The 26878-nt window shown below is 66.4% G+C and carries 27 protein-coding genes; 14 read left to right on the forward strand and 13 right to left on the reverse strand.

All coding sequences use genetic code 11. The features are described from left to right. Positions 1-13: 13 nt before the first annotated feature. Genes G341_RS0108260 through G341_RS0108270 form a run of 3 tightly spaced genes read left to right on the forward strand, consistent with a single transcriptional unit; the run spans position 14 to position 3190 of the window. On the forward strand, positions 14-871 hold the full coding sequence (locus tag G341_RS0108260; protein WP_018178649.1) for a DMT family transporter: 858 nt from the start codon (positions 14-16) through the stop codon (positions 869-871). Positions 872-924: 53 nt separating this feature from the next. Then, the gene (locus G341_RS0108265; RefSeq protein WP_026303410.1) at positions 925-1764 is read left to right on the forward strand and encodes a DMT family transporter; all 840 of its coding nucleotides are present in this window, start codon (positions 925-927) and stop codon (positions 1762-1764) included. A 16-nt stretch (positions 1765-1780) separates the two neighbouring features. Next, a complete protein-coding gene (locus G341_RS0108270; protein ID WP_018178651.1) occupies positions 1781-3190 on the forward strand; it encodes a dihydrolipoyl dehydrogenase family protein in 1410 nt (469 codons plus the stop codon). A 3-nt stretch (positions 3191-3193) separates the two neighbouring features. On the opposite strand, the gene G341_RS0108275 is transcribed toward G341_RS0108270, so the two are convergent. Further along, a complete protein-coding gene (locus G341_RS0108275; RefSeq protein ID WP_043450969.1) occupies positions 3194-4876 on the reverse strand; it encodes an AMP-binding protein in 1683 nt (560 codons plus the stop codon). Between the two features lie 100 nt (positions 4877-4976). Between G341_RS0108275 and G341_RS0108280 the strand changes: the two genes are divergently transcribed. The 4 genes from G341_RS0108280 (at position 4977) to G341_RS23010 (ending at position 9321) form a co-directional block, all read left to right on the forward strand. Next, positions 4977-6503, forward strand: a complete 1527-nt coding sequence (locus G341_RS0108280) for a CoA-acylating methylmalonate-semialdehyde dehydrogenase (RefSeq protein ID WP_018178653.1) — start codon at positions 4977-4979, stop codon at positions 6501-6503. Positions 6504-6512: 9 nt separating this feature from the next. Beyond that, positions 6513-7664 (forward strand): acyl-CoA dehydrogenase family protein, encoded by a 1152-nt coding sequence (locus G341_RS0108285; protein ID WP_018178654.1) that lies wholly within the window; start codon positions 6513-6515, stop codon positions 7662-7664. 46 nt (positions 7665-7710) lie between these two features. Then, the gene (gene mmsB, locus G341_RS0108290; protein WP_018178655.1) at positions 7711-8580 is read left to right on the forward strand and encodes a 3-hydroxyisobutyrate dehydrogenase; all 870 of its coding nucleotides are present in this window, start codon (positions 7711-7713) and stop codon (positions 8578-8580) included. A 183-nt stretch (positions 8581-8763) separates the two neighbouring features. Further along, a complete protein-coding gene (locus G341_RS23010) occupies positions 8764-9321 on the forward strand; it encodes a TetR/AcrR family transcriptional regulator (protein ID WP_081622471.1) in 558 nt (185 codons plus the stop codon). An 18-nt stretch (positions 9322-9339) separates the two neighbouring features. Here the strand turns inward: G341_RS23010 and G341_RS0108300 are convergent, their stop codons facing one another. Then, a complete protein-coding gene (locus G341_RS0108300) occupies positions 9340-9843 on the reverse strand; it encodes a MarR family winged helix-turn-helix transcriptional regulator (RefSeq protein ID WP_018178657.1) in 504 nt (167 codons plus the stop codon). Between the two features lie 98 nt (positions 9844-9941). Between G341_RS0108300 and G341_RS0108305 the strand changes: the two genes are divergently transcribed. Then, complete coding sequence (locus G341_RS0108305; protein WP_018178658.1) at positions 9942-10289, forward strand: 2Fe-2S iron-sulfur cluster-binding protein; 348 nt, start codon at positions 9942-9944, stop codon at positions 10287-10289. A 14-nt stretch (positions 10290-10303) separates the two neighbouring features. Here the strand turns inward: G341_RS0108305 and G341_RS0108310 are convergent, their stop codons facing one another. The 3 genes from G341_RS0108310 to G341_RS0108320 all read right to left on the reverse strand — a co-directional run bounded on the left by G341_RS0108310 (position 10304) and on the right by G341_RS0108320 (position 12195). After that, entirely contained in the window at positions 10304-10636 is a 333-nt protein-coding gene (locus G341_RS0108310) for a cupin domain-containing protein (protein WP_018178659.1), read from the reverse strand. A 40-nt stretch (positions 10637-10676) separates the two neighbouring features. Beyond that, the gene (locus G341_RS0108315; RefSeq protein ID WP_018178660.1) at positions 10677-11498 is read right to left on the reverse strand and encodes a uracil-DNA glycosylase; all 822 of its coding nucleotides are present in this window, start codon (positions 11496-11498) and stop codon (positions 10677-10679) included. A gap of 73 nt (positions 11499-11571) precedes the next feature. Then, positions 11572-12195, reverse strand: coding sequence for a TetR/AcrR family transcriptional regulator (locus G341_RS0108320; RefSeq protein WP_043450972.1), 624 nt, complete (start codon positions 12193-12195; stop codon positions 11572-11574). A 78-nt stretch (positions 12196-12273) separates the two neighbouring features. On the opposite strand from G341_RS0108320, the gene G341_RS0108325 reads away from it, so the two are divergent. From G341_RS0108325 to G341_RS23015, 4 genes are read left to right on the forward strand one after another with little or no spacing between them, the layout of a single operon-like run. Continuing rightward, a complete protein-coding gene (locus G341_RS0108325; protein WP_018178662.1) occupies positions 12274-13323 on the forward strand; it encodes an oxygenase MpaB family protein in 1050 nt (349 codons plus the stop codon). Then, a complete protein-coding gene (locus G341_RS0108330) occupies positions 13323-14681 on the forward strand; it encodes an oxygenase MpaB family protein (RefSeq protein ID WP_081622479.1) in 1359 nt (452 codons plus the stop codon). The genes G341_RS0108325 and G341_RS0108330 overlap by 1 nt, the downstream gene beginning before the upstream one ends. A gap of 34 nt (positions 14682-14715) precedes the next feature. After that, the gene (locus tag G341_RS0108335) at positions 14716-15129 is read left to right on the forward strand and encodes an RNA-binding S4 domain-containing protein (RefSeq protein WP_018178664.1); all 414 of its coding nucleotides are present in this window, start codon (positions 14716-14718) and stop codon (positions 15127-15129) included. A gap of 15 nt (positions 15130-15144) precedes the next feature. Next, positions 15145-16143: a DUF3558 domain-containing protein gene (locus tag G341_RS23015; RefSeq protein WP_018178665.1), complete on the forward strand. Its 999-nt coding sequence runs from the start codon at positions 15145-15147 to the stop codon at positions 16141-16143. Here G341_RS23015 and G341_RS0108345 read toward each other — a convergent pair. Further along, complete coding sequence (locus G341_RS0108345) at positions 16140-17030, reverse strand: acyl-ACP thioesterase domain-containing protein (protein WP_051092709.1); 891 nt, start codon at positions 17028-17030, stop codon at positions 16140-16142. The two genes, G341_RS23015 and G341_RS0108345, sit on opposite strands and share 4 nt — an antisense overlap. A 172-nt stretch (positions 17031-17202) precedes the next feature. On the opposite strand from G341_RS0108345, the gene G341_RS0108350 reads away from it, so the two are divergent. After that, positions 17203-18876: an FAD-dependent oxidoreductase gene (locus G341_RS0108350; protein ID WP_018178667.1), complete on the forward strand. Its 1674-nt coding sequence runs from the start codon at positions 17203-17205 to the stop codon at positions 18874-18876. Between the two features lie 102 nt (positions 18877-18978). Then, positions 18979-19827, forward strand: coding sequence for an LLM class F420-dependent oxidoreductase (locus G341_RS0108355; RefSeq protein WP_018178668.1), 849 nt, complete (start codon positions 18979-18981; stop codon positions 19825-19827). A 137-nt stretch (positions 19828-19964) separates the two neighbouring features. On the opposite strand, the gene G341_RS0108360 is transcribed toward G341_RS0108355, so the two are convergent. The 7 genes from G341_RS0108360 to G341_RS0108390 form a co-directional block, all read right to left on the reverse strand. After that, positions 19965-20669, reverse strand: a complete 705-nt coding sequence (locus tag G341_RS0108360) for a hypothetical protein (RefSeq protein ID WP_018178669.1) — start codon at positions 20667-20669, stop codon at positions 19965-19967. Between the two features lie 94 nt (positions 20670-20763). Next, complete coding sequence (locus tag G341_RS0108365) at positions 20764-21720, reverse strand: MlaD family protein (RefSeq protein ID WP_018178670.1); 957 nt, start codon at positions 21718-21720, stop codon at positions 20764-20766. Continuing rightward, positions 21717-22718, reverse strand: coding sequence for an MlaD family protein (locus tag G341_RS0108370; RefSeq protein ID WP_162140707.1), 1002 nt, complete (start codon positions 22716-22718; stop codon positions 21717-21719). Before G341_RS0108370 ends, G341_RS0108365 begins: the two co-directional genes overlap by 4 nt. Beyond that, positions 22718-23794, reverse strand: a complete 1077-nt coding sequence (locus G341_RS21485; RefSeq protein WP_018178672.1) for an MlaD family protein — start codon at positions 23792-23794, stop codon at positions 22718-22720. The genes G341_RS0108370 and G341_RS21485 overlap by 1 nt, the downstream gene beginning before the upstream one ends. Positions 23795-23797: 3 nt before the next feature. Then, positions 23798-24808, reverse strand: a complete 1011-nt coding sequence (locus G341_RS0108380; protein ID WP_026303413.1) for an MlaD family protein — start codon at positions 24806-24808, stop codon at positions 23798-23800. Then, complete coding sequence (locus G341_RS0108385) at positions 24796-25806, reverse strand: MlaD family protein (protein WP_018178674.1); 1011 nt, start codon at positions 25804-25806, stop codon at positions 24796-24798. The genes G341_RS0108380 and G341_RS0108385 overlap by 13 nt, the downstream gene beginning before the upstream one ends. After that, a complete protein-coding gene (locus G341_RS0108390; RefSeq protein WP_018178675.1) occupies positions 25806-26876 on the reverse strand; it encodes an MlaD family protein in 1071 nt (356 codons plus the stop codon). The genes G341_RS0108385 and G341_RS0108390 overlap by 1 nt, the downstream gene beginning before the upstream one ends. Between the last annotated feature and the right edge of the window lie 2 nt (positions 26877-26878).

Raw genomic sequence — 26878 nt, forward strand, 5'->3', positions numbered from 1 at the left:
TACGCTCTAACCGGTGCACCTCGTTCTGCCCGCCGTACTTGCCGTCCTCGCTGCGGCACTGGTGGCTTTGGGCACCCTGGTGCGACAGCGGTCGTCTACGGTTCGCGGCGGTATCACCAAACGCTGGTGGCTCGGTGTCGCAATCGCTGCCCTCGGGTTCGTCTTACAGGCGGTGGCGCTCGGCCTGGGCTCGTTGCTGCTGGTGCAACCGCTGATCGTGTTGTCGGTGCTGTTCGCGTTGCCGCTGGAGGCGCATCTCGATCGACGGCGACTCAACGTCCATGAGTGGAAGTGGGGCGTCATCCTGACGCTGTGCATTGCAGCCTTCGTGCTGATCACGATGCCGACGCCGGGGAAGCACAACGCCCAGGCGGGTGTGCTTGCCGGCGCGATCGTCGTCCTGGTTGTGGTGCTGGGCGGACTGATGGTCGGGGCGCGATTCGTCTCGCTGCACTATCGGGCGCTGCTGTACGGCGCCGCGTCGGGACTGCTCACCGGCGTCCAGTCGTTTCTGGTCAAAGGCGTCATGGGCCAACTCGACAGGAGCGTCGGCGAGATCTTCGTGCACCCCGAGCTGTACCTGATCATCGTGGTCGCGACCGGGTCGGTGCTCACGCAGCAGCTGGCTTTCGCTGCACACGATCTGCAGACCTCCTTCCCTGCCATGACGGTGATGGAGCCGGCGGTCGGTATGGCGCTCGGCGTGGTCTTGCTCGGCGAACGAGCCCATGTGTCGACCTTCGAGGGCTTCGTTGTGGCATTCATCCTCGGCGTGATGATGTTCGCGACCGTGATCCTTGCCAAGCATGCGGCCGAGCGCGAAACCGCGTTCGAAGTGTGCGTGGAGAAACAGCGGTCCCTCACCGCCTGATCGCGGGCGAATCGAGCATCTCGGGCGGGCTGGTCTCCGGCTAGGCTGTGCGCGTGCATCAGCTGCTGCCCGCGCTCTTGGCTGTCGGCGCGGCCTTGCTGATCGCCGGTGGCACCGTCTTGCGTCAGCGCGCGTCTGCCGTGTTCGGGCGGATCACGCCGAGCTGGTGGCTGGGCGCCGCGATCGCCCTGACCGGATTCGGATTGCAGGCGGGTGCGCTGGCGCTGGGCACGATCCTTCTGGTCCAGCCGCTGTTGGTGCTCGCAGTGCTGTTCGCGCTGCCGCTGGAGGCCTGGGCCGACCACCGTCATCCGTCACGGGGCGAATGGATGTGGGGTGTCCTGCTCGCCGCCTGCGTCGCTCTGTTCCTGGTGACGGCCGCGCCGTCGCCGACCGACGAGCGGCCCGATCATGTCGTTCTGGCCGGCACGATCAGCGCGGTGATCGTGGTGCTCGTCGGCTTGGTCGCGCTCGGCGAATGGTCGTCGACGCACTACCGGGCGCTCAGCTACGGGCTGGTGTCGGGGACGTTCTTCGGGATATCGGCGCTGTTGGTGAAGTCGGTGATGTACCAGATGCTGCACTTTCCGGGCGTCGTGCCGACCCGGCCGGAGATATACCTGTTCGTCGTGGCCGCGGCAGGCGGAGTGCTGGCCCAGCAGCGCGCTTTCTCCGCCGGGGAGTTGCAGACATCGTTTCCCGCGATGATCGTGATGGAGCCGACGGTGTCGATGCTGCTCGGCATGGCCCTGCTCGGCGAGCGGGTTCGGGTCACGCCGTGGCAGGCCGTGTGTGTGGTGGCGATCCTGATCGTGTTGGTTCGGTCCGTGATCGAGTTGGCGAAGCTCTCGGCGATCCGCGGCGACCAACAGGCGGGCGAACTCGTCGGCTGACCGGCATGCTGGGGAGATGGTCGCCGATGATGCCTCTCCCGACAATGTCTTCGATGTGATCGTCATCGGCGGTGGACCCGCCGGCGAGAACGCCGCGCAGTATGCGATCGCCGGGTCGGCGCGCACCGCCGCGATCGTCGAGCACGAACTCCTCGGCGGCGAATGCTCGTATTGGGCGTGTATGCCGAGCAAGGCGCTGCTGCGGCCGATCGAGGTCGCTCACACCGCGCGGAACTTGTCCGGAATCGTGAAACCCGTGGCGATCGACGCGGCGGAGCTATTGCGACGCCGCGACTCGTGGGCGGCGCACTACTCGGATGCGGGCCAGGTGCGGTGGGCGGAGAAGGCCGGGATCTCGGTGATCCGCGGGCGTGGAACGGTGTCCGGCGAACGTCAGGTCCGGGTTGCCGGGTCGGACGGGGAGCGGATGCTGGTCGCGCGGGAGGCCGTGGTGATCGCCACCGGTACGACGGCGGCCGTGCCGGCCGCGTTGGCCGATCTGCAGCCGTGGACCTCGCGGGATGCGACGGCCGTCAAGGAGGTCCCGGAGTCGTTGGTGATCGTCGGCGGTGGCGTCGTCGCCTGCGAGGCCGCCACCTGGATGGCCGGATTGGGCTGTGCCGTCACGATGGTGGTGCGCGGCACGGTGCTGTCGAATTTCGATCCGGAGGTCGGCGAGCGGGTGACGGCGGGGCTGCGCGCGGCCGGCGTCGATGTCCGCACCGGGGCCACGGTCGCCGCGAGCCGGCGCGACCCGGTCGGCGCAACCGAGGTCGGCAGGCCCCGCGGGACGCCAGTCGCTATGGAGGTGGACGGCGAAACCATCACGGCCGCAGAGATTCTCGTCGCCACCGGCCGGCGACCGGCGGTGAACGATCTGGGCCTGGAGACGGTCGGTGTCGACGATCCGCACGAACTGTCCGGCGTCGACTGGCTGTACGCGGTCGGCGACGCGTCGTTCGGTCCGGAGCTCACTCATTGGGGCAAGTATCAGGCCAGGCTGGTCGGCGACGAGATCGCCGCCCGGGCCGAGGGACGCGCAGGGCCGTCCGCTCCGCGCGACGTGCCGGTGCCGCAGGTGATCTTCACCGATCCGGAGGTCGCGGCCGTCGGGCTCACGGCCGACCAGGCGCGGGAGCGGGGCATCGGAACCACGGTCGTGGAGGTCGAGTTCTCCTCGGTGGCCGGGGCGATGCTGCTGCGCGACGACGCCGCGGGCTTTGCCCGGCTGGTGATCGACACGGCCCGAAACACGGTGCTGGGTGCGACCTTCGTCGGCCCGTCGGTCGGGGAGTTGATCCATTCGGCGACCGTCGCCATCGTCGGCCGGGTGCCGATCGACGTGCTCTGGCATGCGGTGCCGTCCTATCCGACGGCCGCCGAGGTGTGGCTGCGGCTGCTGGAGAAGCTGCGCGGGATCGGTTGAGGCTCAGCCGAAGAGGATCTCCTCGCGGAATTCCGCGGATACCGTGCCGTCGTTCTCGGCGCGGCGCAGCTCGACCCGGCGGATCTTCCCGCTGATCGTCTTGGGCAGCTCCGCGAACTGCAGCCGGCGCACCCGCTTGTAGCCGGCCAGGTGGTCGCGGCCGTACTGCAGGATCTCCCGCGCGGTCTCGGCGTCCGGTGAGAAGCCCTCGGCCAGAACGACATACGCCTTCGGTACCGATAGTCGCAGCTCGTCCGGCGCCGGCACCACCGCGGCCTCGGCGACGGCCGGATGCTCCAGCAGTACCGATTCCAGCTCGAACGGCGAGATCCGGTAGTCGCTCGACTTGAAGACGTCATCGGTGCGCCCGACGTAGGTGATGTAGCCGTCCGCATCGCGGGATCCGACATCGCCGGTGTGGTAGTAGCCGCCAGCCATCGCGGACGCGGTGCGCTCGGCGTCGCCGTGATAGCCGACCATCAACCCGAGCGGCCGTTTCGACAGGTCGATGCAGATCTCGCCCTCGTCGACTCCGGCCTCGCCGCTCGCGGGGTCGACCAGCTCGATCGCGTAGCCGGGGCATGGCCGGCCCATCGATCCGTCCTTGATCGGCTGCCCCGGCGTGTTGGCGATCTGCACCGTGGTCTCGGTCTGGCCGAATCCGTCGCGGATCGTGACGCCCCACGCGTCGCGCACCCGATTGATCACCTCCGGGTTCAGCGGCTCGCCGGCGCCGACGACCACCCGCGGCGGCATGGTCAGCGCGTCGAGGTCGGCCTGAATCAGCATGCGCCACACCGTCGGTGGGGCGCAGAAGCTGGTGACGCCGCACCGCTGCATCTGCGCCATCAGGGCCGCTGCGTCGAAGCGCTGATAGTTGTAGATGAAGACGCAGGCCTCGGCGATCCACGGCGCGAACACGTTCGACCAGGCATGTTTGGCCCAGCCGGGCGAGGACACGTTGAGGTGTACGTCGCCGGGGCGCAGGCCGATCCAGTACATCGTCGATAGGTGCCCGACCGGGTACGAGGCGTGCGTGTGCTCCACCAGCTTGGGCTTCGACGTGGTGCCGGAGGTGAAGTAGAGCAGCAGGGTGTCGTCGGCGCGCGTGGTGTGGCTCGGCGTGAAATCGGCTGCAGATTCTTGGGATTCGGCATAGTCGGTCCAGCCGTCGGGGGCGCCCGGTCCAACCGCGATCCGGTCCAGCTCGGTAGTCGTCGCGGCATCCACGCGGGCGGCCAGCTCGCCGCGGACGATGATGTGCCGGGCGCCGCCGCGATCGATGCGATCGGCGATGTCGGCCTCGGCCAGCAGCGTGGTCGCGGGGATCACCACCGCGCCCAGCTTCATCGCGGCGAGCATCACCTCCCACAGCTCCACCTGGTTCGCCAGCATCAGGACGATCCGGTCGCCCGGCCCGACGCCGCGGTCGCGCAGCCAGTTGGCCGTCCGGTTGGAGCGCGTCCGCAGGTCGGCGAAGCTGTGGATCTCCTCGGTGCCGTCCTCTTCGACGATCCACAGCGCCGGTTTGTCGTTTCCGTCCGCTATGACGTCGAACCAGTCCAGTGCCCAGTTCCATTCGTCCAGCTCCGGCCACTCGAATGCCGCGCGGGCGGTCTCATAGTCGGTTGCGTGTTGCAGCAACAGGTCTCGAGCGGTTCGGAATCGCTGGGTCGCAGTGGTCACGGGGCCTCCTCTGGACTTACTAGGATATCCAAGTATATCGTGATGGGTGTCCCTGCAGAAGGGGTTCGTGCAGCCAGTGCGTTTTCGACGAAGGTGGGTCATGGCAGCGATCAGGCAGATTCAGCATTATCTCGGCGGCCGACGCGCCGACGGCACCAGCGGTCGCAGCGTCGAGGTGATGAATCCGAGTACGGGCGCGGTGCAGGCGCAGGTCCCGATGGCATCGACCGCCGAGGTCGACGCGGCGGTGGCTACGGCGGCGGTCGCCCAACGAGAGTGGGCGGCGTGGAATCCGCAGCGGCGCGCGCGGGTGATGATGCGATTCGTCGACCTGGTCAACGCCAACATGGACGAGTTGGCTGAGCTGTTGTCGATCGAGCACGGCAAGACGATCGCCGATGCGCGCGGTGACGTGCAGCGCGGTATCGAGGTCATCGAGTTCTCGATCGGCATTCCGCATCTGCTCAAGGGCGAGTTCACCGAGGACGCCGGGGCCGGCATCGACGTGCACTCGGTGCGCCAGCCGCTCGGCGTGGTCGCGGGCATCACGCCGTTCAACTTCCCGGCGATGATTCCGCTGTGGAAGGCGGGTCCCGCGCTGGCGTGCGGCAACGCCTTCATCCTCAAGCCCAGCGAACGCGACCCGTCGGTGCCGGTGCGGCTCGCTGAGCTGTTCACCGAGGCGGGGCTGCCGGACGGGGTCTTCCAGGTGGTTCACGGCGACAAGGAGGCCGTGGATGCGTTGCTGCACAACAGGACGGTGCAGGCCGTGGGATTCGTCGGCAGCTCGGACATCGCGCAGTACATCTACGAGACGGCGGCCGCTAACGGTAAGCGGGCGCAGTGCTTCGGCGGCGCCAAGAACCACATGATCATCCTCCCGGACGCCGACCTGGATCAGGCTGTCGATGCCCTGGTGGGTGCGGGATACGGCAGCGCCGGCGAGCGCTGCATGGCGATCTCGGTCGCGGTCCCGGTCGGGGAGCAGACGGCGCAGCGCCTGCGCGCCAAGCTGATCGACAAGGTCAATGCGCTGCGGGTGGGTCACAGCCACGATCCGAAGGCCGACTACGGACCGCTGGTCACCGCAGCCGCCAAGGACCGGACCATCGACTACATCGGCCAGGGCGTGGCCGCGGGCGCCGAGCTGGTGATTGACGGCCGCGAGCGCGCCAGCGACGACCTGACCTTCGGCGATGAGAATCTGGAGGGCGGATACTTCGTCGGCCCAACGCTTTTCGATCGGGTCACCACGGACATGTCGATCTACACTGACGAGATCTTCGGTCCGGTGCTGTGCATCGTGCGTGCCCACGATTACGAGGAAGCGCTGGCGCTGCCAAGCGAGCACGAGTACGGCAACGGTGTCGCGATCTTCACCCGGGACGGCGACGCCGCCCGCGACTTCTGCGCGCGGGTGCAGGTCGGCATGGTCGGCGTGAATGTGCCGATCCCGGTTCCGGTGGCGTACCACACCTTCGGCGGCTGGAAGCGGTCCGGATTCGGTGATCTCAACCAGCACGGACCGGCCTCGATCCAGTTCTACACCAAGGTCAAGACCATCACCTCGCGCTGGCCGTCGGGCATCAAGGACGGCGCCGAGTTCGTGATCCCGACTATGGACTGAGGTCTTCCAGTGTTCGAACTCTCCGCCGACGAGCAGATCATCGTCGATACCGCAGCCGACTTCGCGCGCAAGCGCCTGGCGCCGAACTCCCTCGACTGGGAGGAGCGTCGGCACTTTCCGGTCGACGAGATGCGCGAGGCCGCCGCGCTCGGCATGGCCGCGATCTATACCCGGGAGGACGTGGGCGGCAGCGGGCTGCGCCGCCTCGACGGGGTGCGGATCTTCGCCGAGCTCGCCAAGGGCGACCCGGTCACCGCGGCGTTTCTGTCCATCCACAACATGTGCACCTGGATGATCGACAGTTACGGCACCGACGAGCAGCGCAAGGAGTGGGTGCCGCAGCTGGTCGGGATGGACAAGGTCGCCAGCTACTGCCTGACCGAGCCGGCGGCCGGGTCGGACGCGGCGGCGCTGGCCACCAAGGCTGTTCGCGATGGCGACGAGTATGTGCTGGGCGGCGTCAAGCAGTTCATTTCCGGTGGCGGCGCGTCCGACGTCTACGTGGTGATGGCCCGCACCGGCGTCGACGGTCCGAAGGGCATCTCGGCCTTCATCGTCGAAAAGGGAACGCCGGGACTGTCTTTCGGAGCTCCGGAGAAGAAGATGGGCTGGCACAACCAGCCGACCGCGCAGGTGATCTTCGAGGATGTTCGGGTACCCGCCGACAACATGCTCGGCGGGCCCGAGGGCGAGGGGATCGGGTTCCGGGTCGCGATGAACGGTCTCAACGGTGGCCGGCTCAACATCGCGGCCTGCTCCCTGGGCGGGGCGCAGTTCGCGTACGAGGCGGCGCGGTCATATGTGAATCACCGGGAGGCATTCGGGCACAAGCTGATCGACGAGCCGACCATTCGCTTCGCCCTCGCCGACATGGCGACAGGCCTGGAGACGTCGAAGCTGATGCTGTGGCGGGCGGCGGCGGCGCTTGACGCCGACCACCCCGACAAGGTCGAGCTGTGCGCGATGGCGAAGCGGTACGTCACCGATACCTGCTTCGAGGTCGCCGACAAGGCGCTGCAGCTGCACGGCGGCTACGGCTATCTGACGGAGTTCGGTGTCGAGAAGATTGTGCGAGATCTTCGCGTCAACCGGATTCTTGAGGGCGCCAACGAGATAATGCGAATGGTGGTGGGCCGCGCAGAGGCGGCCAAGGCCACCTGATACCGAACTCAGTGACGACGAACGCAGCACGGCAGGAGCATCTCCGATGAGCACGATCGCATTTTTCGGGCTGGGCCACATGGGTGGACCGATGGCGAAGAATCTGGTGGCCGCCGGGCACACGGTGCGCGGCTACGACCCGGTGCCCGAGGCGGTCGCCGCGGCACAGGCCAACGGGGTCACCACCTTCGGCACGGGAGCGGAGGCGGTCGCGGAGGCCGACGTCGTCGTCACCATGCTGCCGAACGGCGCCCTGGTGAAGCAGGTCTACGCCGAGCTGCTGCCGGCCGCGCCGAAGGGCTCGCTGTTCATCGACAGCTCGACCATCTCCGTGGACGACGCACGGGAAGCGCACGCGATGGCCGCCGAGCACGGTCACCAGCAGATCGATGCGCCGGTCTCGGGGGGTGTCAAGGGTGCCGACGCCGGGACGCTGGCCTTCATGGTCGGCGGATCCGACGAGGAGTTCGCGGCCGCCGGCCCGGTCCTGGAACCGATGGCGGGCAAGGTGATTCATTGCGGTGATGCCGGCGCGGGCCAGGCCGCCAAGATCTGCAACAACATGGTGCTGGCGGTCCAGCAGATCGTCGCGGGCGAGGCGTTCGTCCTCGCCGACAAGCTGGGACTGTCGGCCCAGGCGCTGTTCGACGTCATCACCGGCGCCACCGGCAATTGCTGGGCGATCCACACCAACTGTCCGGTACCCGGCCCGGTCCCCACCTCGCCGGCCAACAACGACTTCACGCCCGGCTTCGCCACCGCGCTGATGAACAAGGATCTCGGGCTGGCCATGGATGCGATCGAGTCCACCGGCGCCACCGCCGAATTGGGCCGCCACGCCGCCGCGCTATACGCGGAGTTCGCGAAGGATCACTCCGACAAGGACTTCAGCGCGATCATCCAGACTCTGCGCTGAGGCCTGGGCGCCCTGAAATCCTGACTGCTCAGCAGTCTTAACCCGTATGCGGGCTTCAGTGCGCGCTGTGGTCAGGGTTTCAGGGCAACGTTCAGACCGCTGCCGTCAGCGGCAGCTGCGCGAGCCGGAGAATGACCAGGTTCACTGCCGCGCTGGCGTTGTATAACGCGTTATGCTCGCCGCGTGAACGAGGAAGCGCTAGCCCGTCGGGATGCCATCGCCGCGACCGCGCGGGAGATGGCCTCTACGGGCGGGTACAGGGGGGTGACGATCCGTGAGGTCGCGGACCGGTCCGGCACCACGCCGGTGACCGTGTACCGCTACTTCGGATCCAAAGACGGTCTGCTGCAGCACCTGATGATGGAGTGGGCGGCGCAGACAGTCGACCGGCTGCGACGGGTCGGGAAGGCGCGGTCGGGTCCGGCGGCCGAACGGGTCGGGCTCGGATTCGCCGACGTGATCAGCTGGGCCGCAGACGAGATGCGGCTGCTGGAGGCCGGCATCACCGCGTTGTTCTCGCCGAGCGCCGAGGCCGGCGGCGGCGTGGCGGCGTACAAGCCGCTCTTCGTCGAGCTCGTGCGCGCCTGTCTGGCCGACGAGCAGTGGACCGATGACGACGGCGCCGCGCTGGTCATCGGCCACGTGTTCATCGCCTGTCTGCTCGACCTGACCGCCGGCAGTCGAAACCTCGACGAGGTGGTGGGCAACATGCAGACGGCGGCTCGCCTGCTCTGGCAGTGATCGCCGGTCGGGCCGGATTCAGATATCGCCGACCGATCGGCGCAACGCGTTGATCGAATCCACCAGCTGCTCCGACTGTTTCGTGGTCATGCCGATGGTCGCGAATACCTCGTCGTTGAGCGCGACCGTCGCTTCCTCGACGGTCGATCGGCCGATCGGGGTGATCTCGACCAGCGTGGTCCGCCCATCCGTCGGATGCGGCAGTCGCCGGACCAGCCCGGCCTCCTCGAGCCGGCGGATGGCGTGGGTGACCGAGGTGACATGCACCTGCAGGCGGTTGCTGGCCCTGGTGATCGGCAGCGACCCGCGTCGGGAGAACGCCAGCAGTCGCAGCAGCTCGAAACGCGAGAAGCTGAGTTCCCATGGGCGCAAGGCGGATTCGACCTTCGCCAACAAGATCTGATGCGCCCGCATCACCGAGGTCACGGTGACCATGCCGGACGCGACGTCACCCCAACCCGCGGCGGTCCAGTTCTCGCGGGCCTGGGCGATCGGGTCGGGCCGGGATGGCTGTTCGGGCATGGCTCATTCTTACCGTGTGGGCCGCGGGTCAGGGCGGCATTGCTAGCCTGTGGAACATCGACACGATAATGTGTCAACACCTGGAGTGAGGTGACGAGATGGGGTTGTTCGCTGGACGTCGGCGTGCGGCTCCCGCGCGGCCGTCCACCGGTAGTGCTCCGGTCGCCGACCCGACCCGGTCGTTCAGCGTGCGGTTGGAGTCCGATGGCCGCACATTCGTCGTGCCGCCGGGCCGGTCGATCCTGCAGGTGCTCACCGATGCCGGCGTCGAGGTCGATTCGTTCTGCCGCAACGGGATCTGCGGAACCTGCGAACAGAATCTGGTGAGCGGCGAACCCGAGCATCGCGACTCGTTCCTCACCGCGGACGAACGGGCCGCCGGGCAACGCATCATGATCTGCGTGTCCCGGGCGCGACCGGGAGAGACCCTCGTCCTGGATCTGTAGACGCCGGATATCGGTCAGTGCAGTTTGCCGACGGTCAGCAGCACGGCGGAGTCTTCCAGAGCGTCGAGGCTGTGGGTGCCATCCGGCACGATCAACAGATCGCCGGTGCGTGCCTCCCAGGAGTTGTCTCCGAAATTCAATCGGACCCGGCCGGAGAGGACCTGAATGGTGGCCTCGCCGGGATTCGGGTGGTCACCGAGTCGAGAGCCGGCGATCATGCCGATCACCGTCTGGCGCAGTACCTTTTCGTGTCCGCCGTAGACCGTGTCGGCGGTATGCCCACCACCCCGCGTAGCGGCCTGCTCGATCTGCTGGCGGGCGAGGGCTTCCAGGGAGATTCGCTGCATACACTGAGTCTGCCTGGTCGGGCCGCGGTGTGGTGCCGGGTTATCGAAGCCCGGCCAGGTCGCCGGCTCGAGCCATCACGGTATCGAGCATTACGGTCGTCAGTCGGCCGGTGGAGGTGTTCTGTTGGCTGGGGTGATAGCAGCCCAACAGTGTCACCGGCTCGCCCTCGGGCGTGCGTAACTCGGCGTGGGCTCCATGCCCGAAACGCGGTTTGGGGGATGGGACCCCGTATCCGAGTTCGCGGGCCGTCCGCAGGCTCGCGTCCCAGCCATAGGTGCCCAGTGCGAGGACGACCCGCACCGTGGGCATCACCAGACGCCATTCCGCGAGCAGCCACGGCGCACACGTGGCGCGTTCGGCGACGGTGGGCTTGTTGTCGGGAGGGGCGCAGCGCACGGTGCACAGGATCCGGGTGCTGAGCAACTGTTGGCCGTCGCCCGCGTGCTCGCTGCTGTGCCGGGTCGCCAGGCCGGTCCGATGCAGCGATGCGAACAACCAGTCGCCGGATCGGTCGCCGGTGAAGATGCGGCCGGTGCGGTTGGCCCCGTTCGCCGCCGGGGCCAGACCCATGAGAAGAAGCCGGGGGTGCGGGTCGCCCCATCCGGGAATCGGTCGCCCCCAATAGGGCTGGTCGGCGAACGCGCGACGCTTCTCCAGCGCCACCGTCTCCCGCCACGCGGTCAGGCGCGGGCATGCCCGGCAGACCGAGACCTCGGCGCTCAGTTCATCCAGGGTGGCGGCCTGGGCCGCCCATGTCGTGACGTCGGCGGCGTCGTCCGCGGATCGTGTGCTCGGGGTCGCCGGAGCGTCCGGCCATCCGGTCCCCGGTGGAACGGGCGAGACGAAGAGGTTTCCCGTCATTGGATGCGGGAGTGATCGTGTCGGCACCCGATACACCTTCCCTCCGGTCTCGATGTCGGCGCTTCGGGCCAGGTTAACCGGCCTGGTCGCCGATGAGTGGGCTCGCGATGAGGGCGGCCAGCGCGGCGCGTTCGATCAGGGCGGCGCGGTCCATATGGGCCGGACGGCCGATGGCGATCCGCAAGGCCACGTGCAGCATCATTCCCATCCCGAGGTAGAGCATCTCCTCGATCTCGGTCTCGGTCAGATTCGGATATCGCTGCAGAAGCCCAAGGCGGGCAATGTGATACAGCTGCTGCTCGATATTGGGCAGCACATTCGACTGGATGCCCAGCGGCATGTCGTTGATCACCGCGGTCATCAGCCCCTGGTGATCCTCGATCGCGTCGACCAGCGCGGTGAGCACCGCCCGCACCCCGTCGGGGGTGTCCATTGAGGCCGCGGCGGCGAGCGCGGCCACCATCCGATGCATGATGTCCGCCTCGGCCCGACTCCGCAGCGCGCTGATGATCGCGTCCTTGTCGTCGAAGTAGCGGTAGACGGTCCCGATGCTGACGTGCGCGGCCTTGGCGATCTGATTGGTCGACAGTTCCTGGTAGCCCTCGCGATCCAAAAGCTGAGCAGCAGCGTCAAGGATTGCCTCAATCGTCGCCGCCGACCGTTTCTGGATCGGAGACTTACGCTGTGAACTGGACATATAGGCGACTCCAGAGATTGGCGTGCCTCACAAAAAGTGAGTGGTAGTCGAGTATCGCTCAATTCTAGCGTTGGTTGCATGCAGACATGGGAGTTTTTGGTTCGAAAGCTCGTCCCGATCGACGACGGCCCGACCCCCGACGTGATCCGTCCGGTCCTGCGGGAGATCAAGCGGCGGCCGGCGTCGATGCTCAACCCGATGGACACCGCCTTCGAATGGGTGCGGCCCGACTATTTCAAGCGGGCCCGGTTCGACGGTCCGGCCGGCGATCCCGGCTGGTTCGGGCCGGACAGTGCGGCCTGGTATGTGCACATGCACACGCCGTCGGTGTTCATCGGAATGATCAATACCGCGATCATCGATATCCTGCACCAGGACATCCAATACGCCGTCTATGACCACTCGAAACTGGTGGGTCGCAACGACGACGGGTCGGTGCGATCGGGAACGTTCTCCGGCGAGGGTCTGGGAATCCGTGCCGGCCATACCTTTTCGTTCTTCACCGGCGTCGTCTACGGCTCCACGGAGACCGCCGAATCGTTGTGCCGCACGGTCAAAGCGATGCACGGCAAGGTCAAGGGGCAGCGGCCGGACGGGCGACGCTATGACGCCGATGATCCCGAGTTCTTCCGCTGGACCTATGCGACCGTGGTCGATGGATTGGCCGGAGCGCACGAGCGGTATCACCCGAAGCCGTTGCGCGGCAGCGATCTCGACCAGTTCTATCGCGACTACACGAAGGTCGGCGAGGCGCTCGGCGGGGTCGACCTGCCGGCCACGAAGGCCGAGTGCCAGCGGGTGCTCGTCGAGTCGCCGTCCGCCGCGCAGGTGGGGCTCAACGCCGACAACATCAAGTACATCCAGCTGATGCGCCCGCCGAAAGCCAAGCTGTCCAAGCCGTTCTACAACTTCGGCTACTGGATGATCATGGACATGATGCCGCCGCCGGTGCAACAGGCGGTCGGATTCACCCAGCCCTCGCCGACGGTTCTCAAGAACTATCGGCGGCTGGGCAAGCTCATGCTCAACGCGCCCCGCGCCCTTGGCGAGCTGCGAGAAGTGGAGCAGGCCAAAGCCCGAGTCGAGGACGACAGATCCCGACCCATTTCGATCCCGAGGAGCGCATGATGTCGACTGTCGCCGAGGCGAATTCGCGAGCCACCGATCGATCCAGGCATCGATACGACTTCTATCACCGCCCCGGAGACGAACTTCGGCCCGCGCCGCCGCGATTGGTGCCGGATCCGAAATGGGACCTCGGGGTGTTCGCCGGCTTCCTCCCGACGACGCGGTCGAAGGATCAGCAGGACCTGCTGGATCTGTTCGTCGACCACTATTGGCAGGGCGACGAGCTGATGGACAACGTGGTGCTGTGGATGCGGGAAGTGGGAGTCGCCGAAGGCCGGCGACTACTGGACCAGGGCCTCGATGACGGGATCGACAGTCTCGGGGAGGCGCCGGAGCCGCTGCGGAATCTCTTCGCCGCGTTGGACAACCCCCCGCAGTGGCATGATCCGGTGGAATGGGAGCGGGGCCGGCAACTCTGGATCGATTGTTCGCTGGCCGGCAAGTTCGGCATGGGGATCCAGGATGCGATCGGCACCTTCGTCGGGGCGGAGGTGTCGTCGGCGACCGGCGCGACCGGCCGATTCGTCAATGCCCCGATCGTCCGCAACGTGGAAACCGCCAAATGGTTCTTCGATGCGACGAAGCCGGAGTTCATCGATCGATTCAGTCCGGAGTTCAAGGACACCGTCCGGGTCCGGCTGATGCATTCGCAGGTGCGGCTGGGATTGCGGCGTTCCTGGGGCGACGAGCATTTCGACTTCCACGGCAACCCGATATCCACCAGCACCACGATGGGGGCGGCGGTGACGTTCGGGCTCTTGCCGATGGTCATCGACCACAACCATGGGCGCCGCAAGACGACGCGGCAGATGGACCTGGTGATGCGCTACTGGTCGTATATCGCGTACTTGTTCGGCGTCACCCCGGCCATCATTCCGACGACCGCGGAAGACGGAATCATTTTGGCCGACTACATGGTTCGCACCGCGGGTGGGCCGACGGATTGGTCGGCCGAGATGACCGGTGCGGCCGCCGACAACATCGACAAGGTTCCCGGGATCGCCGGGGCGGCGATGCGGGCCGCGGTGGGACCGGTGATCGGCATGGTCGCTTACTACTCGGGCGACGGGTTGGCGCGATCGCTTGTCGATTCGACGCACTACCGCGGCGTGCGGATCCAACCGTGGAAGTTTCTCACCGGACTCGCGGTGCACGCCAACGTGAAGCAGCGGATGCTCCTGGACGCGCTGCCGGGCGCGCAGTGGCGGTTGGAGCGCCGCGCCCGATACAGCGATCCGATGTGGCTGCGAAACGTGAAGTCCGCCAAGATCGCCGCCCGCCGTGCCGGGGTCCAGGGCACGCCCTACCGGCATCACGACCAGACCCCGAGCACCCCGTCGGGCTGTCCGATGCACTGATCGGGCCGGACCCGCGGCGGGTACCGTCGGTGCGGTGAGCGTGCGCGTCGACAGCTGGCTGTGGTCGGTGCGGCTGACCAAGACCCGGTCGGCTGCGGCGTCGGCCTGCCGTGCCGGACATGTTCGGGTCAACGGTGTCACGGCCAAGCCGGCGCAGAGTCTCGTCGAGGGCGACGAGGTGCGGGTCCGGATGCCCGTCGCGCCGCGGTCGAGCGCCGCGAGGGGAAATGTGGCCGTGCCCAATGAGCGCATCGTCGAGGTGGTGCGGCTGGTCAGCAAGCGGGTCGGTGCGCCGATCGCCGTCGGCTGCTATCTCGACAAGACGCCGAAACCGCCTCCGAAGGAGTTCGTGCCGGTCGTCGCGGTCCGCGACCGCGGTGCCGGCCGACCGACGAAGCGTGACCGTCGTGCGCTCGACCGACTACGCGGCCCCGAAGCGCCCGGCTGACCTAGACTGCCAGTCGTGAAGCCTCGCAGCCGGATCAGCATTGCGACCGTCGCCGTACTCGTGATCGTCGTGCTGCTGACGGGGGCCTGCTCAGGCGGCGGCAAGAAGTCCAATCCGACCGTGGCCACGGCGCCGACCGAGACCGGACGCCCCGGTGCCGGCCCGTTCCTCTCCGAATGCGGCGGCATCAGCACCGCTGAGCTGCAGCAGGTCGTCGGACTGGGCGATCTCACGATGAATGTCGACAACAGCACGGTGTGCGATTGGACGTCGGCGTCGCAGCCGGACGCGGCGTTCTCGTTCAACTGGTATCGCGGCAGCCCGATCGGTCGGGAGCGCGCCACCGAGCAGCTCAGTCGTGACTCGGTGCAGACCATCAAGATCGGCAGCGGTACCGGATTCATCGCAAAGACATACGGGCTCACCGAGATCGGCATCGCCTTCGGCCAGGATTTCTTCGAGTGGTCGGTGCGCGCGGGGTCGTCGCAGCAGGGGTTCGACACGCAGGCGGCGGTGACGACGCTCGCGCAGCGCACGGTCGGTCGGGCGACCGGCGCGGGGGATTCGCCGTCCGTCAAGATCACCGACGGCGGCGACGTGCGGACCGGTGACTATCCGCAGCTGCAGGTCGAATGCGATCGCCTGAACAAGGACAAGCTGGCCGAGGCGGTGGGCGGCGGCTACGCCGAGAACACCTTCAGCGGCGCCATCTGCCGGTGGGTCGTGGCGAGCCCCGGCGGCAACGTGTACGTCACCTTCAACTGGTTCGAGACCGACAATATGCCGACCGAGAAGCGGATCGCGCAGCGGCTGGGCTATACCACCGAGAACGTCAAGATCAATGAGTACGGCGCGTTCACTCAGCAGAACCCCAAGCGCGGCAACATGTGTGGCGTCACAGCCAATGCGCCGACCGGCGGCATCTACACCTGGTTCGTCGAGGGGCCCAGCAGCGCCGATCCGTGTGCGGCACCGACCAAGCTGATGGAACTGCTGCTCGGCAACGACTTCTAGTCGGCCGCGCGGTAGTAATCGTCCGGCAGTTTGGTGACCGTCACGGTCGACGCCACGACGAGTTCGCCGTCGGCGCCCGGGATGAGCAGCCACATCCGCAGCTGATCCCCCTCGCGGCGGCGGCGGATGGTGATCGCCTCGTGTCCGCCCGCATAGTCGATGGCGCGCAGGTACTCGATGACCGCGCGGAATCGGCCCTTGGTGATATCCGGGTGGTCGAGCAGTTCTTCTTCGACCGGCTCCCAGTACGCGGCGTTGTTGAGATGCTTGAACGGGTCGAAGTCGGTGATTCGCAACGGATGCAGGCGGTCCGCCGGGGATCCGTCGACGCCGTCGGACGCCTCGGGCAGCGGCGCCGGGTTCATGGACTTCCACCGCAGACGATGCTCCTCGGTGGTGCGGCTCAGGAATTCGATGGCGATGTCACTGAGCCGCGACGGCATGCCCTGCTCGTTGACGTTGATCCAGAAGGCTTCGGACTCGATGCGGCCGGTAGGGCGCGGCTCCGGGTTGAACGGGTTGGTCTGATGCTGCGCGGTGACGGTGACCCGCATGTTGGTCCACCGGGTCGACATCGAGCTGCACCAGCGACTCAGATGGAGCTCGCCGGGCCAGCTGATCGGCTCGACCACGTCGATCACGGTGCGGCGGACGATCCAGAAGGGATCGGTGTCGGTGAACTCGGCGACCTCGATGTTCTCGTTCGCGATGTCCTGCAGGAATCGCGCGGTCCCGTCCAGCCGCAGCCGCATGCTCTGGTCGACGGTGTCGGTCCGCAGCTTGTAGTCGCGCTCGAAGAACCGCGCCTGGGGCTGCGGGTCGGCCAGCGGCCCGGTCAGCGCTGCTTCGGTGGCGGCATCGGGGGTTGTCACGCGTCGTGCTCCCATCGGTTCGGTGTCGGTGCACGCGGCGTCCGCTTCGTGCCCCCACGCGGGGTCCTCATCGTGCTTCAAGCTAGGCATACGTCCAGGTCCGACCCACCTTAGGGGGGTGTCGAACCTAGGGTAAATTGGCGGCAGGTTGGTAACACGTTCACTTCTGTAAGAGGTCAGTACTCGTATGCCGCACGTCATCACACAGCCCTGCTGCAACGACGCGAGTTGTATCAGCGTCTGCCCGGTCAACTGTATCCACCCGACGCCGGACGAGCCGGATTTCGCCACGGCGGAGATGCTCTACATCGACCCGGATACCTGCATCGACTGCGGCGCGTGCATCGACGAGTGCCCGGTGGAGGCGATTTTCCCGGACGACAACCTGAACGATGACACCGAGCGCTACCTGCAGATCAACGCCGACTACTACACAGATCATGACGTGTCGGGCGGGCTGGTGCCGCCCCGCAAGGCCAAGCCGCTGCCTGCCGATCAGCAGCTGTCGGTCGCCATCGTCGGTGCAGGCCCGGCCGCTTTCTACGCCGCCGAGGAGCTCGTCAAGCACAATGCCGTCACCGTCGACATGTTCGACCGGCTGCCGACGCCGTACGGGCTGGTGCGCGCCGGTGTCGCGCCGGACCACGTCTCCACCAAGGGTGTCGAGGCCACGTATGCCACGACCGCCAACAAGCGGAACTTCAACTACCTGCTCAACGTCACCGTCGGCGAGCACATCACCCCGGCCGAGCTGACCGAGCGGTACGGCGCGGTGGTGTACGCGGTGGGTGCGCCGACCGATAAGCACCTGGGTGTCGAGGGTGAGGATCTGCCGGGGTCGATCTCGGCGACCGCGTTCGTCGCCTGGTACAACGGTCACCCCGATTACGTCGATTTCGATGTCGACCTCTCCGGCGAGCGTGCGGTCGTGGTGGGTAACGGCAACGTCGCTCTCGACGTGGCCCGGATCCTGCTCGATGATCCGGACAAGCTCGCCAAGACCGATATCGCCGATCACGCGTTGGAGAAGCTGCGCGCGAGCAATATCCGTGAGGTCGCGATCCTGGGCCGCCGCGGGATCGCGCAGGCCGCGTTCACCATCGGCGAATTCCTGGCGATGGGCGACCTGCCCGGCGTGGACGTGATCATCGATCCTGCCGAACTGGTCCTCGATAACCAGTCGCAGAGCGCAGAGGACTCCGGGACGCTGGATTCGTCGATCTCGACCCGCCTGCGCATCGCCCGCGACTTCGCCGGCCGTGCGGCGACCGACGGCAACAAGCGGGTGGTGTTCCGGTTCCTGGTGTCGCCGACCGCGATCGCGGGTGACGGCAAGGCGGAGTCGATCACCCTGGTGCGCAACGAGTTCGTCGAGGCCGAGGGCCGCGTCGGGATCGCCGCCACCGACGAGACCGAGACCCTGGAGACCGGGCTGGTGATGCGGGCGGTCGGCTACAAGGGTGTGCCGGTCGCCGAGGGTGTGCCGTTCGATGAGGTGCGCGGGGTGATCCCGAACGAGGGCGGCCGCGTGCTCGACGCCGCCGACGGGCAGAAGGTGCCGGGCCTGTACGTGACCGGTTGGATCAAGCGGGGTGCCACCGGTGGCATCGGCCGGAACCGCCAGTGCGGCGAGGAGACCGCGCACGCGGTGATCGAGGACTTCATCGAGGGCGTGACCCCGACCCCGTCGGGCAGTCGCGACGATGTTGTCGACCTTGTGACGGGTCGCGGCGCGAACGTCATCGATGGTGCCGGCTGGAAGAACATCGACGCCGCTGAGAAGGCCGCCGGCAAGGAAGCCGGTCGTCGTCGGGTCAAGTTCGTGAAGATCTCCGACATGGAAGCCGCAGCTCAGGGCTGACTTCCGGCCGCAAAACTGAAACACGTTCTAGACGAATCGTGAACACCTGACTAGACTCCTGTCTGGTCAGGTGTTCTCGTCTAGTGCGGTTATGAGGCTTGCATGGAATTCGGAATCGTCCAGTTCACCAGCGATCGAGGTCTGGCGCCGTACAAGGTGGCGCGGCTCGTCGAGGAAGCCGGCTTCGCGTCGTACTTCGTGCCCGAGCACAGCCATATCCCCACCAAGCGCGAGGCGGCCCATCCGGGCACCGGCGACTCGTCGCTTCCGGACGATCGGTACCTGCGCACGCTGGACCCGTGGGTGTCGCTCGGCGGTGCTGCCGCGGTCACCGAACGGATCCGGCTGGCCACCGCCGTGGCATTGCCGGTCCAGTCCGACCCGCTGACACTGGCGAAACAGCTTGCGACCCTTGATCACCTGTCGGCCGGACGGCTCACGCTGGGGGTCGGCTTCGGCTGGAACCTCGACGAGCTGGCCGATCACGGGGTGCCGCCGAAGCGTCGGCGCACCATGCTGCGCGAGTATCTCGAGGCGATGACCGCGCTGTGGCGCGACGAGGTCGCCGAGTACGACGGCGAGTTCGTGAAGTTCGGGCCGAGCTGGTCGTGGCCGAAGACGGTGCAGCAGCCGCGGCCGCCGATCCTCGTCGGCGCGGGCGGCACCGAGAAGAACTTCACCTGGATCGCCAAGAATGCCGACGGCTGGATCTCGACGCCCCGCGATACCGGCGTCGAGGACAGCGTCGTGGAGCTGCAACGCATTTGGCGCGACCACGGCCGCGACGGCGACCCACACGTCACGCTACTCGACGGGCGTCCCGACGCCGAACGCCTCGCCCGCTGGAAGGAACTCGGCGTCTCGGAGGTCCTCTACGGTCTGCCGGACGACGACGAGGACGTGGCCCGCGGATACCTGGCGAAGCTCGCCGGCAAGCTCGGCCTGTCCTGAGTTGCGACTGACGTCATCGTCAGTTCAGCTGTGCGCGACCGCATTCGATGACCGCGTCCGCGTTGCGGCCCGGCGGTGCGTCGAGCCGGACCTTGGCGATGTCGGCCCCGGTCTGGGGGCTGTGGGGCCAGCGGGAATCAGTTGCCGGCCGGTGCGCCGCTGTTCGTTCCGCCATTGCCGAGCATCGCCCCGATGCCGCCGACGTTGGTGATGAGCCAGTTGTGGTTGCGGTCGATCGTGACGCTGTAGGTCGCGGTCGACTGCACGCCGTCGGGTGCCTGGGTGTTCTTGGTGACGACGTTGACGAAGGTGTCCACGACATAGACGCCACCGGACTCCGACCGGACCTTGGCACTGATGGGAGTCGACGTCGACGACCACTGCAGCGGTGCGATGATCTGCTGCATGGACGTGGCGGCCTGGGTGAGCCGGTTGGCCAGCTCCGGGCTGGTTCCCTTGGTCAGGCGGGCTTGCCAGTCGTTGATCTTCTGATAGTCCATCTGGGCCGCGCCGACCGCGTAGTCGGTGGCGACCTGTTCGGCGTGCGCGTTGCCGGCGGCCGTGGACTTCATCGCGTCGAGCTGGTCGGACTTGTCGACCCACATCCAGATGGACACTGCCGCAACGGCGATCAGAGCGACCGCGAGGGCGGCGGCGGCCATCGTCTTCAGGCTGATCTGGTAGTCGCCGACCTTGCGTCCGGAGTCGGCGATGCGCCGCGTGGCGCGTTCTTTACTCGACGTTTTGGTGTCGCCGGCGTCCGCGTGAGCGACCGGGGCGGCCTCCACACCGGTGTCGTCGGTGGTGGGTGTGTCGGCGGAAGTGTCTGTCGTGACGGCCATGTCGGGCTCCTTTGCCTCTGTCGGTGTCGGGTCTGGGAGGGGATCGGGGTTGTCGTTGCGGTTCATGCATTCATCGGGATCGCATGGCGGCTCGCTAGGGGTGGGCGCTCAGGTGGATGGTGACGGCGTCGCCGGTGGATGTCGCGGCCATGGCGCGGTCGAGCAGGGTCCCGAGGTTGATCGTGCTCAGGGCCTGCGCGCCGGCCATGGCGGCGGGAAGGGTATCGACGGCCAGGACTTTGATGTCCGAGCCCGAGCGGTCGAGGAAGGCCTGCAGGTTGTTCAACAGGGGGCCGGTGCCCTTTGAGAGCGCATCGGGTAATGGGGATATCAGGGTTGTCGATACGGCTGTGGTCATTGTGTTGTTGAACCCTTTGCTGAATTCCAGGATGTGGACGGCGGCACCGGACAGCCCACGAGGGAGGAAAGAACTGTCGAGTAGCATTCGTTGCGCGTTCTTCAGCACGTCGGTCATGGATCCCGATGTGCTGTCGAGCATGGCCGCGGTGAGGGCCGACGCTCGCTGGATCGTTCCGATGGTCTCGGTGCCGTCGGGCAGCGAGGTGTTCAGTTCGGCCATAATCGACTGAATCTGTTTGGAGTTCAGCTGATTGAGAAGTCGGGTGAATCGTGCGGATAGCTCACTGATCGTGGTCGGGACCGTCACCCGACTGGAATCGATGCGATCGTTGTTCGCGAGGTATGGGCCCGCGGTACCGCTGGGAAGCACCGAGATGTATGTCTCGCCGAGAGCGGACAGATTGTCGACGCGGAACGTGCTGTCGACCGGGAGTCGATACTTGCTCTGGTACTTCAGGTCGACGCGAACCGCCTGGGAGTCCGGATGGATAGCGGTGACCTCGCCGATGTCGATGCCGCGCAACAGGATATGCGAGCCCACCACCAGCCCGTTGGTATCGGTGACCATCATCGACGCATTCCGCGTCTTCTGGAACGGATGTACGGGCAGGCCCAGTGCCACCATGTACACCAGTGCCACAACGGATGTCACGAGCATCGCGGCGATCGAGAGCGCGGTTTTGGTGTTCATCGGGCCGCACCCAGCATCCGGAGAATGTTCTGCAGGTCGTTCAGCTGCTGGCCGTTCGGTGTCGTGACGGAGGTGACGTCGACCGATGGCCGGGCCGCGAACGGGATGATGATGTTGTGCAGGAAGCCTGCGATGCGGTCGCTGTCGTTCCATACGTCGAGCCCGACTCCGCGGCCTGTGGCAATGGTTGTGGCGACGGAGTCGAGCATGGGCACCATCCAGTTGCCGCCTTCGAAGATGCTGCCGACCGAGGGCAGCAGCGTGCCGATGTGGGCAATGATGTCCTTGGGGAACAGTTTCCAGAAGACCATGCCCTGGTCGGAGAGCATCAGCGAGATCTGGCTGGTGCGGTCGTTGATGGCAGAGCCGGTGCGGATCATGCCGCCGAGGAACGCGTCGATCGAGTCGGTGTTGATCGACAGGTTCTGCAGGTCCTTGGACACTGTCGATGCGAGTCCGTGCAGATCGGTGAGATTCGGCATCACGGTGTTGATCTTGCGGATGGTGTTCTCGACCCTCTGGATGTTGCCGCCGTTGACGAAGTTCGCCAGCACGGCGAGGGTGTCCTCGAGTTGTGGTGGGGAGGTCGTCTGGTTGATCGGAATCCGCCCGCCGGCAGGAAGGTCCGCGGCGGTCTCGGATGTCGCCCTCTCATTCAGGGCGATGTAGGTGTCGCCGAGTACGGTGTCCTGCCGGATTTCGGCGGTGGTGGTCGAGGGAATGTTCGTGCCGTTCTTGATGCGGACCGAGACGTCGACCGCCGCCGGCGTCGTGCGAACACTCTTGACCTCACCTACCCGTAACCCGTTGAGCATGACATTCGCGTCGCCGGGGAGGTTCAGCGCGCTGGCGAACGTGATCGTCAGGTTGTATCCGGAGCCGACGCTCGCCCCGGGTTGTGGCAGATCATTGGGCCCCAGTGAGCACGCCGAGAGGGAGACGGTGGCGGCGAGTGTGGTGACGGCTACCCCGATGGCGCGGACTCGGTTGTATCGCATCATTTTTGACCTGCCAGTACCCAGTCGAGCACGCCGAGGTCGGCGATCCGGGCGTTGCCGCCCGCGACCGCGCAGCTGTGCGGCGAGACCCGGTTGAGCGACGCGCACAGCGCCGCGGGCTCGGGCGAGCGGACCTGGACCTGCGGGGGTCGGACCTGTATCGACGGGGCGGAGGCGCCACGGCGAATCGCCGTCGTCACCATTGGGATCCCGGACAAGAGATTCTTGATCTCGCCGGATTGGCTGGCGGCCATGTGCAATCCGACCGACACATACCCGAGCATCGTGTTGATGTCGTCGCCGTAGTTCGTCTGCACGTCATACAGATCCGCGAGGAGCGGTCCGATGCCGCCGATGAACGCGGTGACGCCGTCCCACAGGCCGTGGGCGCCGACGGCGAGATCCTCTGGGAGTACGCCCAAGGTCTGCTTGAGCGTGCTCCAATTGTCGAGTGTGGTGGCGCTCAGCGGCGCGAAATCGTTGATGATGGAACCGATGTCGGACACCAGGTGATCGGGGTTGGCCATCGCGCGTGAGGCGGTCAGCATCAGATCGTTGACGCTGGTGCCCTTTCCGCGGAGCGAATCGGTCAGCCCGGCGATCGCCGTGGTGATCGAATCGGTCTGTACCGGCGAGACGGCGTCGATGAAGTCGGCAGCCGATCCGGTGATCGCGGACAGGCTCTTTGGAGTCATGCTGTTGGCCAGCGAGATGCAGCTGCCGGCCGTGAGTCGCGGGCCGCCGTCGTAGTTGCCGACCAGTTCCAGCGTCCGGTCGGTCAGCAGCGTCTTGGACCGGGTGACGGCCTTGACATCGGCCGGATAACGGCGGTCGCCGGTGAGTTCGAACGATACCCGCACGTGGTCACCCGCCGGCTTGATCGATCCCACGGTGCCGACGCGATATCCCATCTGCGTCACCGGGTTTCCGGAGTAGAGGCCGATCGAATCGGGCAGGTCGGCGCAGAACCCCGCCTGCTTTTTGGTGCCGATGCCGGTGAAGACCGTCGTCAGCGCGATGATGGCGGCAATGACGGTGAGTATCACCACCGCCAGCCAGATCCTGCGTTTGATCATTGATCAGCACGCCTTTCCGGGGACGGGCACACACACGTCCGTCGCGAGAACGACGTTCTGCTGTACCTGTTTCATGCCGTCGGGGCCGATCACACCTTTGAGCGCACCCAGGATCTGTGTCAGCTGGCCGATGACCGGGCTGACCCGGCCTTCAAGATCGTGGAATCCGTTGCGCAGGATGGTGACTGCGGTCTTCACCCGCGCGCGATTGTCGTAGTAGTACCAGCTGACCGGTCCGAGGCGGGTCAGCACGTCGCCGAGGAGGGTGTAGGTCTCGTTGAAGCCGGCCCAGGTCGCGTTGTAGCGCGTGAGCACGATCTCGATCTTCTTGATCAACGCGAACACGAACTCGCGGTTCTTGTTGAACGTGTTCAGATATTCCTGCGCCAGATCCAGGGTGGTGGTGACCTGCTGTCGCTGGCGGTCCATGATCCGGGCGATGCTGTCGAGCCCCGACACCATCGAGCTGATGGCGGCGGTGTTGCCGGACAGGCCGGCCGCCACCTGCTTGATGTTGGCGTCGAGTTCCTGGCCGCTGACCTGATCGGTGACGCGCGGGACCTGCTGCAGGATATCTGCGATGGAGTAGGGGACCGTCACCCGCGACATCGGAATCACGGTGTTGCCCAACGCGTTCTGCCCCGCCGGCAGGACGGTCACGTAGTAGCCGCCGACTGCCGTCAACATCCGCACCTCGATACGGCTCTCGTCACCGACGAAGACATCGTCGTTGAGCCGGGCCCGCACCTCGACATTGTCGGGACGCAGCGTGAGCCCGGTGACCTTGCCGACGTGGATGCCGGCGACCCGCACGTCGTCGCCGACCTTGATGGCTTCGACGTCGTTGGTGGTGAAGCGGATGGTCTGCTGGTGCAGCGGATGGGCGTACAGCAGCACGGTCACGGCGACCACGAGGGCGGTGACGACGAGCGCGATGATGCCGACGCGGAATTCGTTCGACCATGCCCCCCGCACCCGGCGGCCCAGGGAACGCAGCGTGGCTACGGGTTGCATACGACCACCCCGGTTCCGCCCAGCAGCATGGTGACGTCGTCCGGGAGACGCGCGGCGCCGTGCGAACACTTATAGGTGCTCGGCGCGCCGATGGTCAGTTGCGGCGACTGCAGGATCCCGAACGTGGCGGGCAGCAGCCGTAGCGACGTCGCGAAATCATTGACCGAGCCGAAGACGTGCGCCAGCCAGGCGTTGACGTCGAGGTCGCCGCGGAACCCGAGATTCTTGATGATGGAGTCGACGGGCCGCATGAACATCGGACCCTGGATCGAGGTCTTGGTGAATTCGTCGAGCACGTCGATCGCGTTGTCCACGGGCAGCTCGATATCGTGCAGGACCTGAATGACGTTGTCGGACTTGCCGCCGAGACTGTCGGAGATGCGGGCGAGATTGTCGACCAAGGTGGAGATCACCTGTTCCCGGTTGTGGACGTAGTCACCCAGCTTCTGGATGCTGTCGAGCATCGGCGCCAGGCCGGACCCGTCGCCCTGCAGCAGGGTGATCGCGTTCTGACTGATGGTGTTGATCTGGTCGGTGTTCAGCGTGACCAATACTGGTTGCAGCCCGTTGAAGAGCTGGGTGATGTCGAAAGACGGTGTCGTGTGCTGTATATCGACGTGACGCACGGGGACACCGCCGGCAGCGGTGACCATGTCGACGTAGCGGATTCCGGTGAGGTTCTGATACTTGACTGCGAGTTCGGTGCGGTCGGTGACCGGGTGTGCGCGGTCCGCGGTAAAGGTCACCCGCGCGAGTGCCTGGTCACCCTGGCGAATCGTCTTGATCGACGTGATCTTTCCGACCTGCACGCCGCGCACCCGGACATCGCCGCGGGCACTCAGTCCGGAGACGTCGGAGAAATCGGCGGTGTAGGTGGTGGTCTTGCGGTTCACCGGATTGACCGCCGCGTTCATGATGACGATCAGGAGTATCGCCGAGATCGCGGCGGCGACAACGAGCTTGGCCAACGCCCACAGGGATGACTTGGTGATCCGCATCAGGGCCGCCCTTGGGGAATCAGTCCGGCCAGCGACAGCGGGGCCGCAATCGACGGCAGATCGTCGACGATGATTCGCAGCCGCAGGCTCGGGTTGCCGCCCGTGCCGCCGAAGGCGGCCGTCAGCCGGGCTAGCACCGTGCGGAGATTCGGTCCGATGCTGCCGCCGTCGAGCATGCCGGGGACGACGTCGGAGAATGCCTTCACCTCGGTGACCGCGGGTGTCAGGTCGGCGGAGTGCGACTTGAGTAGCTTTCCGACTGCGGAGAACAGCGACCCACTGCCGAGGGCCAAACCTTGATCAGAATGCGCCAGGACTTCCAGGTTGGGCGCGATGGTCCCGTCGGGTTGCCGGTTGTACTTGCCCTGGAAGACGGTGAACATGCCGTCGATGGTCTGTCTCATGAAGTCGGGCGTGGTGTCGAGGATGGCATCGGCATTCTGGATCAGGTTGGCCGGCAGGGCCTTCTGGGTCTTCGCGATCAGGTCGGTGAAGATCAGACCGGCATGCATCAGCGGAGTGAGGCCGTCGGTGTACTGCAGCACCTTGTCGAGGATCTGGACCATCTGGTTGGACAGAGTGTCGACGGCGATGATGGAGCCTCGCTCGATCATCGTCGACATCGTGTAGTCGCCGGTCGATATCCGGGGGTAGCGCTGGTCGTTGTGCAGTCGGCCGCCGCCGGTTCCGGGTGTGAGATTCAGGGCCGTGACCCCGAAATAGTTCGCGGGGCGGAAGTCGATGCTGAACGAATCGGTGAGTCCGCGGGCCTTGCCGTCGGCGAGCCGGACGGCCAGGCGCACCTGGTTGCCATGGATGGCGGTGACGTCGGTGATCGACCCGACCTCGGCCCCATGCAGGATTACTTTGGTGCCGGGTTTCACTCCGGGCGCCACGTTCGGGGTGTCGATGCTGAAGTGCACCGATCCCTCATTGCCGTTGCCGGACAGGGTGATACCGGCGACTGTGGTCACCACGACGACAGCGACCACGACGAGCGCGGCGATCACGGTGACGCGTCGCTGCTGCGCGTCCGTGCCCTTGATGAAGTCCTGGTGCATCCCGCTCATCT

The sequence above is a fragment of the Jongsikchunia kroppenstedtii DSM 45133 genome, assembly GCF_000380485.1.
Lineage (GTDB): Bacteria > Actinomycetota > Actinomycetes > Mycobacteriales > Mycobacteriaceae > Jongsikchunia > Jongsikchunia kroppenstedtii.

Coding starts and splice junctions, on each gene's coding strand:
- G341_RS0108270 (WP_018178651.1), top strand. CDS start 1,781: ATGGTCGCCGATGATGCCTCTCCCGACAATGTCTTCGATGTGATCGTC.
- G341_RS0108280 (WP_018178653.1), top strand. CDS start 4,977: ATGGCAGCGATCAGGCAGATTCAGCATTATCTCGGCGGCCGACGCGCC.
- mmsB (WP_018178655.1), top strand. CDS start 7,711: ATGAGCACGATCGCATTTTTCGGGCTGGGCCACATGGGTGGACCGATG.
- G341_RS0108300 (WP_018178657.1), bottom strand. CDS start 9,843: ATGCCCGAACAGCCATCCCGGCCCGACCCGATCGCCCAGGCCCGCGAG.
- G341_RS0108305 (WP_018178658.1), top strand. CDS start 9,942: ATGGGGTTGTTCGCTGGACGTCGGCGTGCGGCTCCCGCGCGGCCGTCC.
- G341_RS0108310 (WP_018178659.1), bottom strand. CDS start 10,636: ATGCAGCGAATCTCCCTGGAAGCCCTCGCCCGCCAGCAGATCGAGCAG.
- G341_RS0108315 (WP_018178660.1), bottom strand. CDS start 11,498: ATGACGGGAAACCTCTTCGTCTCGCCCGTTCCACCGGGGACCGGATGG.
- G341_RS0108320 (WP_043450972.1), bottom strand. CDS start 12,195: ATGTCCAGTTCACAGCGTAAGTCTCCGATCCAGAAACGGTCGGCGGCG.
- G341_RS0108325 (WP_018178662.1), top strand. CDS start 12,274: ATGCAGACATGGGAGTTTTTGGTTCGAAAGCTCGTCCCGATCGACGAC.
- G341_RS0108330 (WP_081622479.1), top strand. CDS start 13,323: ATGTCGACTGTCGCCGAGGCGAATTCGCGAGCCACCGATCGATCCAGG.
- G341_RS0108345 (WP_051092709.1), bottom strand. CDS start 17,030: ATGGGAGCACGACGCGTGACAACCCCCGATGCCGCCACCGAAGCAGCG.
- G341_RS0108350 (WP_018178667.1), top strand. CDS start 17,203: ATGCCGCACGTCATCACACAGCCCTGCTGCAACGACGCGAGTTGTATC.
- G341_RS0108355 (WP_018178668.1), top strand. CDS start 18,979: ATGGAATTCGGAATCGTCCAGTTCACCAGCGATCGAGGTCTGGCGCCG.
- G341_RS0108360 (WP_018178669.1), bottom strand. CDS start 20,669: ATGGCCGTCACGACAGACACTTCCGCCGACACACCCACCACCGACGAC.
- G341_RS0108365 (WP_018178670.1), bottom strand. CDS start 21,720: ATGAACACCAAAACCGCGCTCTCGATCGCCGCGATGCTCGTGACATCC.
- G341_RS0108370 (WP_162140707.1), bottom strand. CDS start 22,718: ATGCGATACAACCGAGTCCGCGCCATCGGGGTAGCCGTCACCACACTC.
- G341_RS21485 (WP_018178672.1), bottom strand. CDS start 23,794: ATGATCAAACGCAGGATCTGGCTGGCGGTGGTGATACTCACCGTCATT.
- G341_RS0108380 (WP_026303413.1), bottom strand. CDS start 24,808: ATGCAACCCGTAGCCACGCTGCGTTCCCTGGGCCGCCGGGTGCGGGGG.
- G341_RS0108385 (WP_018178674.1), bottom strand. CDS start 25,806: ATGCGGATCACCAAGTCATCCCTGTGGGCGTTGGCCAAGCTCGTTGTC.
- G341_RS0108390 (WP_018178675.1), bottom strand. CDS start 26,876: ATGAGCGGGATGCACCAGGACTTCATCAAGGGCACGGACGCGCAGCAG.